Raw genomic sequence first — 6,840 nt, 5'->3', positions numbered from 1 at the left:
ACCAGGTCGGCGAACGCGGCGGTAATGTGCCGCGCCCCGGGTAGCGGTGCGCCGGCAGCCCGCTCGCTGGCGTTGACGGCCTCGGTCTCCATCATGTGCCGCAGCTGCATGAACAGCATGTCCTCGATCATCGGACCGAGCAGCGGCGTGATGCGGGCGACCAGGGCGTGCGACGCCTGCGCGGTGTGCAGTTCGCTGGCACCGGGCTGCAGGATCGTCGACAACGCGGTAGAGCGCATCACCTCGGCGGCGTGTGAAAGCCCTTCGGCGAGAACACGAACCACCTGCACCACCTCGTCGGGGCGGATGCCGAGCTCCATGAACTCCTTCGCGTGCGCGGCGGCGGTGCCGTCAGCGCGTAGATGCACTGCCGCGTCAGGATCGTCGACGCGCACCAAGCCGATGGCCCGTTGCACCCGCTGCAGCAGTTCCAGGTCGATGCCGGTCGTCTCGCTGATCTCCCGGGTGGACACGTAATCGCCGTCGTCACCGATCAGCCGGCGAGACGCCGCCAGCATCGGGACGGGGGATGCCCGGATCTCCTCAGCGGTGATGCCCTGCTCGGACAGCCACGCGATCAGTTCCGCGCGCTCGGCACGAGCGCTGCCCTCCAGACCGTCGAGCAGCTTCTCGATCTCGGGCTCATCCACTCCGACAACGTATAACGCGGCGAGGCATGATGGGCATCCGATGACCACACCGCTTCTGGAGGGCTTCCCGCCCGTCGTCGACGACGCCGCCGAGTTACTGATCCTCGGGTCATTTCCCAGCGTCCAGTCCTTGGCGGCCCAGCAGTATTACGGCAACCCGCGAAATGCGTTCTGGCCGATCACCGCCGCACTGTTCGGCTTCGACGCGGCGGCACCCTACGAAACTCGTTTGGCCGCACTGCAATCGGCTGGTATCGCGCTCTGGGATGTGCTGCACAAGTGCCGCCGCGTCGGCAGCTCCGATGCCAAGTTCGACATGAAAAGCTTGGTGGCCAACGACTTTGGCCAGCTGTTCGCCGCGTACCCGTCGATCACGCGGGTGTGCTTCAACGGCAGTGCGGCGGAACGGCTCTACGCGCGACTGGTGGACGTCGACATCGAGTATCAGCTGTTGCCGTCGACCAGCCCGGCCCGCGCGATGCCCGCGGGTCAGAAACTGCAGGCCTGGCGGGCTATCGCGCCGTCATGACACCGGCGGTCGCCGCTGCGCCCACGGTCGGGCGGCCTCGATCTGCCCGCTCAGCGACAGCAGCGTCGCCTCGTCACTCGGGCGGCCGACCAGCTGAATCGACAGCGGAACGCCGCCGCTGTCGAGCCCCCACGGCACCGCGGCGGCGGGTTGGCCGGTCAGGTTCCAGATCTCGAAAAACGGCACCCGCTGCGACACGAACAACAGACTCGCGATGCCGCCGCGCCGTTGGTAGGCCCCGATGCGGGATGGCCCGGAGGCGTTGCCCGGCGTGATGACGACGTCGACGTCGTCGAAGATCGACTGGATCCGCTTGGCCACCGCCGACTCCGCGGCGCGCACGGTTTCCATCCGCTGGTCGGAGAACAGCGACCCGATTCGTGCCATGTTGCGGGTCCGCTTCTCGAGTCGCTCTTGATGCGGCATCACCCGCACGTCGTTGTAGATGCCCCGGAAAAAGCGCGGCAGGAAGTTGGCGTAGACGGCCGCCGGCGGATAGTCCGGGTCGCGGACAACGACGTCATGGCCGAGATCGCGCAGCAACGCGCCCGCGTCGTCGACCGCGGCCCGCTGCTCCGTGCCGATCTTCGCGATCAGCGGCGGTGGAACCTTGGTGCTCAAGGCAATTCGTAACCGGCCGGGATGCTTGGCGGCCGCGGCGACGAATCCGCCGTCGGGAGCCGGCATCGTCGTCGTCACGTCGAGGAACAACGCGGCGTCTTCCACCGACCGCGCGATCGGGCCGTTGACGCTCAGCCCGCACCACGCGTCGTCGTGGGGCGCCAGCGGGACCCGATCGCGTTGCGGCTTGATCCCGAACAGGCCGCACCAGCCCGACGGGATGCGGATCGAGCCGCCGCCGTCCGAGCCCAGCGCCAGCGGTGCCAACCCGGCAGCCACCGCGGCACCGCTGCCGCCGCTGCTGCCGCCCGGCGTGAGCGCGGTGTCCCACGGGTTGCGGGTCGCACCGAACGTCAGCGATTCGGTGAACGGGAAGATCATCAGTTCGGGCACAGCGGTTTTCCCGACGATCACCGCGCCGGCCGCGCGTAGCCGGCTGACCACTTCCGCATCCCGGGTGGCCGGCGTGGACACCGCGCTGCTGCCGCACGGCGTGAGCTCGCCGCCGACGTCGACGTCGTCTTTGATCGCGACCGGGACACCGAGCAGCGGCAGGCGCTCGCCGGCGTCGAGGCGGCGTTGTGCGGCCAGGGCCTCCTGGCGCGCGGTTTCGGCCAGGACCACGCGGAAGCTACGCAGCTGGGGATCCAGCCGCGCGATGCGATCCAGATAGATCTCGAGCAGCGCCGGCGCGGTGATGGTGGCGGCGGTCAGCATCCGCGCTTGTTCGGCAGCTCCCGCGAAGGCCAGATCTCGCACGTCCACGTCGAGGCAGACTACTCACTTGACGGGCGCGGCGGACCGCTACGGTGACGAGATGTCCTGTGTGTTCTGTGCGATCGTCGCCGGCCAGGCTCCGGCCATCCGCATTTACGAAGACGACGGCTATCTGGCCTTCCTCGACGTCCGCCCCTTCACCCGCGGGCACACCCTGGTGGTGCCCAAGCAGCACTCGGTCGATCTCACCGACACAGCACCGGAGACCCTGGCCGGCCTCGTGACGATCGGACAGCGGATCGCCAAGGCGGCGCGCGCAACCGAGTTGGCCGACGCCACCAATATCGGCATCAACGACGGCCGCGCGGCCTTCCAGAGCGTGTTCCATATCCACCTGCACATGCTGCCGCGGCGCAACGGCGACACACTGTCGGTCGCCAAGGGGCTGCTACTGCGCCGCGACCCCGACCGCGAGGCAACCGGCCGGATCCTGCGGGACGCGCTGGCGGAGACCGACGCCGGCAGCTAATACTGGGCGTATGGCCCTTCCGTTCGAAGAAACCTTGCTGCCCCACGTGCTCCGGATCCACGACGCCGTCTACCAGAAAACCCATGGTTGGCTCGGACACCGCATACTGGGTGTTCCCAACCTGCTGCTGCACACCGTCGGCGCCAAAACTGGCAAGGCGCGGACGACCACACTCACCTATGCGCGCGACGGCGATGCGTACCTCGTCGTCGCCTCGAAAGGTGGCGACCCCAAAGCGCCTGGCTGGTATCACAATTTGAAAGCCAACCCGAATGTCGAAATCAATGTCGGGCCAAAGCGTTTCCGTGTGACGGCCACCCCGGTGCTGCCTGACAATCCGGACTACGCGCGGCTCTGGCAGCTCGTCAACGACAACAACAGCAACCGCTACCTGGCGTATCAGAAGAAGACGTCGCGGCCCATCCCGGTCGTGGTCCTCAAGCCGGCTTAGAACAGCTCTTTCGCCAGTAGCTCCAGCGTCGTCTCGCGAGCCGGAGCAGTCGCCGGATCGGTGCCGCGGTGCGCCGAGGCGACCGGATGCACCATCACCTCGTCGACGCCGAACCGCGCGGCCAGCGCGGTCAGCTGTTCGGCGGCCTCATCGGGTGATCCGACGACGGCGCGTTCGAGTCCGCTGTCGACGATGTGCTGCTGCTGCGGCGTCAGCTGGGCGCCGCGCGCGTCCTCGACGAGTTCCACCGGCCCCAGTGGCTGCCCGGTCCGCAGCCGGGCCATCATGTGCAGGTTGGGCAGCATCAAAGCCGTTGCCTCGTCACGAGTTTCGGCCACCGCGGCGTTGACGGTCAAGAAGGTCACCGGTTCGGCGGCCAGCTCGCTGGGCACGAACTCGGATCGGTAGAAGGCCAGGGCCTCTTCGGTGCCCTGGCCGGAGAAGTGGTGGGCGAACACGTAGGGCAGGCCCTTGGCCGCGGCCAGTCGCGCGGAGTACATCGACGACCCGAGCAGCCACAGCCGGGGCTCGCTGGCCGCGGCGGGAGTGGCCTTGAGGATGTAGTCGCCGTCGCGCAGTTGCACCGGAACGCCACTAGCGCTCATCATCGCCCGCACGTGGTCGAGGTACTGCGGGAACTGGTCGATGTCGCGGTCGTCTCGACCGGCGGCGCCGCGTAACAGCACCGACGTCACCGGATCCGAGCCGGGCGCGCGGCCGATGCCGAGGTCGATACGGCCCGGGGCCGCGGCTTCCAACAGCGCGAATTGCTCGGCGACCGCCAGCGGCGCGTGGTTGGGCAGCATCACGCCGCCGGAGCCCAACCGCAACTGCGTGGTCTGCGCTGCGAGATAGGCGATCAACACCGGCGGACTGGTGGCGCCGACCGAGGGCATGTTGTGGTGTTCGGCCAGCCAGTAGCGGGTGTAGCCCAGCCGGTCGGCGGTTTGGGCCAGGCGCACGGTGGCTGCCAGTGCGTCCGCGGTGGTCTGGTCGGTGCGGACGGGAACGAGGTCGAGGACGGAAAGCCGCATGGTGGGGTCAACGTCGGCGCTCACCGGGATAGTTCCGCCATCTTCTTCGCGTCCCCGAAGACGTCGTCGAGCATGGCTGGGGTCAGCTTGCCGGTGAAGGTGTTCTGCTGACTCGGGTGGTAGCAGCCCAGCAGCACCACCTCGCCGTGAGCGGCTTGCACCTGCGCCGTGGCTCGGTGGCCGAACTTCGGCTGCGGTTTGGGCACCCGGCCACCGCCGGCGCGGATCATGTCGAGTGCTGACCGCCAGCCGAATGCGCCCAACGCCACGATCACTCGCACGTCGCCGCCCACCAGTCGCCACTCGGCGGTCAGCCACGGCGCACAGGTCGATCGCTCCGCCGGCGTCGGCGCATTCGCCGGCGGGGCGCACCGCACGGCGGCCACCACCCGAGTGTGGTTGAGCAGCAAGCCGTCGGCGGCGTCCACGGCAATCGGCGAGTTCGCCAACCCCGCCCGGTGCATTGCCGCGTACAACACATCGCCGGACCGGTCGCCGGTGAAAACCCGGCCGGTCCGGTTGGCGCCGTTGGCCGCGGGCGCCAGGCCGACGACCAACACGCGCGGACGCTCGGCCCCCCAGCCCGGCACCGGCCTGCCCCAGTACGGCTGATCGGCGAACGACCGCCGTTTGGTCAGCGCCGACTCCTCGCGCCACTCGACCAGCCGCGGACAGGCCCGGCATACCGACACCTCGGCGTCGAGCTGCGCTAACGACTGAGCGGCCTGCGCCATCGCCACCACCTGCGCCTGGTCCGAGGCGACCCCCGTGCGGGCAGTCGCGGGATCGCCGGGCCACCCGCTGCCCGGCGGCACCGGGGAGTCGAAGAGCGCGCCGGTCCGCGGATGGGCGAGGTTCACCGCTCCACTGTGCACGAACGTGGCGGGGCGGTGTCCGTAGGATCGCTGCCATGGCCGCAGACGCGCTGGCCGGCCTGATCGCCGAGTTGCCCGAGGGAACGGTCGTCACCGATCCCGCGATCACCGAGGGTTACCGGCAGGACCGCGCCCTGGATCCGTCGGCCGGAAAGCCGGTCGCCGTAGTGCGGCCGCGTCGGACCGAAGAGGTTCAGACGGTGCTGCGGTGGGCCACCGCCAACCACATTCCGGTGGTGACCCGCGGTATGGGCACCGGCCTGTCCGGCGGCGCGACCGCGGTGGACGGCGGGATCGTGCTGTCGACGGAGAAGATGCGCGACATCGTCGTCGATCCGGTCACGCGCACCGCGGTCTGCCAGCCGGGGCTGCTCAACGCCGAGGTCAAGAAGACCGTCGCCGAATACGGCCTGTGGTATCCGCCCGACCCGTCGTCGTACGAAATCTGCAGCATCGGCGGCAACATCGCGACCAACGCCGGCGGCCTGTGCTGCGTGAAATACGGCGTGACCACCGACTACGTCCTCGGCGTGCAGGTCGTTTTGGCCGACGGCACCGCGGTCCGGCTGGGCGGCCCTCGGCTCAAAGACGTTGCGGGACTGAGCCTGACCAAGTTGTTCGTCGGCAGCGAAGGCACGTTGGGCGTCATCACCGAGGTGACGCTGCGGTTGGTGCCGCCACAGCAGCCGATGAGTACGGTGGTCGCCAACTTCGCCTCGGTTGAAGCCGCCGCCAAGGCGGTGCTCGGGGTGACCTCACGGCTGCGCCCGGCGATGCTGGAGTTCATGGACTCGGCGACCATCAACGCCGTCGAGGACAAGCTGCGGATGGGCCTGGACCGCGGGGCGGCCGCGATGCTGGTCGGCACGTCCGACGAACGCGGCCAAGCCGGCAGCGACGACGCCGAGTTCATGGCCGCGACCTTCACCGAATTCGGCGCGACGGAGGTCTTTTCGACCGACGACCCAGACGAGGGCGAGGCGTTCGTCGCCGCCCGCCGGTTCGCCATCCCCGCGGTCGAGGAGAAGGGGCCGCTGCTACTCGAGGACGTCGGCGTGCCGTTGCCGGCGCTAGCCGACCTGGTCGGTGGGATCGCTCGCATTGCTGAGCAGCGCGATCTGATGATCGCGGTGATCGCACACGCCGGCGACGGTAACACCCATCCGCTGATCGTGTACGACCCCGACGACGCCGCGATGAGCGAGCGGGCCCAGTTGGCGTACGGGGAGATCATGGATCTCGCCATGGATCTGGGCGGCACGATTACCGGCGAACACGGGGTCGGACGGCTCAAGCATCCCTGGCTCAGTCGCTACCTGGGACCAGATGCCATGGCGCTGAACCGCCGCATCAAGGACGCGTTGGACCCGCAGGGCATCTTGAACCCCGGCGCCGGCGTCTAGGCCACTTCTGTCACTTGCCAAGGCGAGTGCG

The 6,840-nt window shown here is 68.9% G+C and carries 8 protein-coding genes; 4 read left to right on the top strand and 4 right to left on the bottom strand.

Going from position 1 to position 6,840, the window contains the following annotated elements; genetic code table 11:
• Positions 1 to 650, bottom strand: a 650-nt coding sequence (locus VGH54_RS25685) for an adenylate cyclase regulatory domain-containing protein (RefSeq protein WP_414688802.1), incomplete at its 3' end; no start/stop codon positions are given.
• A gap of 40 nt (positions 651 to 690) precedes the next feature.
• On the opposite strand from VGH54_RS25685, the gene VGH54_RS25680 reads away from it, so the two are divergent.
• Positions 691 to 1,179 (top strand): DNA-deoxyinosine glycosylase, encoded by a 489-nt coding sequence (locus tag VGH54_RS25680; protein ID WP_331514946.1) that lies wholly within the window; start codon positions 691 to 693, stop codon positions 1,177 to 1,179.
• Here the strand turns inward: VGH54_RS25680 and VGH54_RS25675 are convergent.
• Entirely contained in the window at positions 1,174 to 2,565 is a 1,392-nt protein-coding gene (locus VGH54_RS25675; protein ID WP_331514945.1) for an amidase, read from the bottom strand. The genes VGH54_RS25680 and VGH54_RS25675 overlap by 6 nt on opposite strands.
• A 52-nt stretch (positions 2,566 to 2,617) precedes the next feature.
• Here VGH54_RS25675 and VGH54_RS25670 point away from each other — a divergent pair, with 52 nt between their 5' ends.
• Together VGH54_RS25670 and VGH54_RS25665 are read left to right on the top strand one after the other, a co-directional pair.
• Positions 2,618 to 3,046 (top strand): HIT family protein, encoded by a 429-nt coding sequence (locus VGH54_RS25670; RefSeq protein ID WP_331514949.1) that lies wholly within the window; start codon positions 2,618 to 2,620, stop codon positions 3,044 to 3,046.
• 10 nt (positions 3,047 to 3,056) lie between these two features.
• A complete protein-coding gene (locus VGH54_RS25665; protein ID WP_331514944.1) occupies positions 3,057 to 3,497 on the top strand; it encodes a nitroreductase family deazaflavin-dependent oxidoreductase in 441 nt (146 codons plus the stop codon).
• Here the strand turns inward: VGH54_RS25665 and VGH54_RS25660 are convergent.
• Together VGH54_RS25660 and VGH54_RS25655 are read right to left on the bottom strand one after the other, a co-directional pair.
• Positions 3,494 to 4,531 carry an LLM class flavin-dependent oxidoreductase gene (locus tag VGH54_RS25660; protein WP_331514948.1) on the bottom strand — a complete coding sequence of 346 codons (1,038 nt, stop codon included), beginning with the start codon at positions 4,529 to 4,531 and terminating at the stop codon, positions 3,494 to 3,496. The genes VGH54_RS25665 and VGH54_RS25660 overlap by 4 nt on opposite strands.
• 20 nt (positions 4,532 to 4,551) lie before the next feature.
• Positions 4,552 to 5,391, bottom strand: coding sequence for a uracil-DNA glycosylase (locus tag VGH54_RS25655; protein ID WP_331514943.1), 840 nt, complete (start codon positions 5,389 to 5,391; stop codon positions 4,552 to 4,554).
• 50 nt (positions 5,392 to 5,441) lie between these two features.
• On the opposite strand from VGH54_RS25655, the gene VGH54_RS25650 reads away from it, so the two are divergent.
• Positions 5,442 to 6,809: an FAD-binding oxidoreductase gene (locus VGH54_RS25650; protein WP_331514942.1), complete on the top strand. Its 1,368-nt coding sequence runs from the start codon at positions 5,442 to 5,444 to the stop codon at positions 6,807 to 6,809.
• Positions 6,810 to 6,840 lie beyond the last annotated feature (31 nt).

It is taken from the genome of Mycobacterium sp. (assembly GCF_036488105.1).
Classification (GTDB): domain Bacteria; phylum Actinomycetota; class Actinomycetes; order Mycobacteriales; family Mycobacteriaceae; genus Mycobacterium.
Note: the sequence above shows the minus strand (reverse complement) of the source record. Positions and strands in the feature narration are given on the sequence as shown.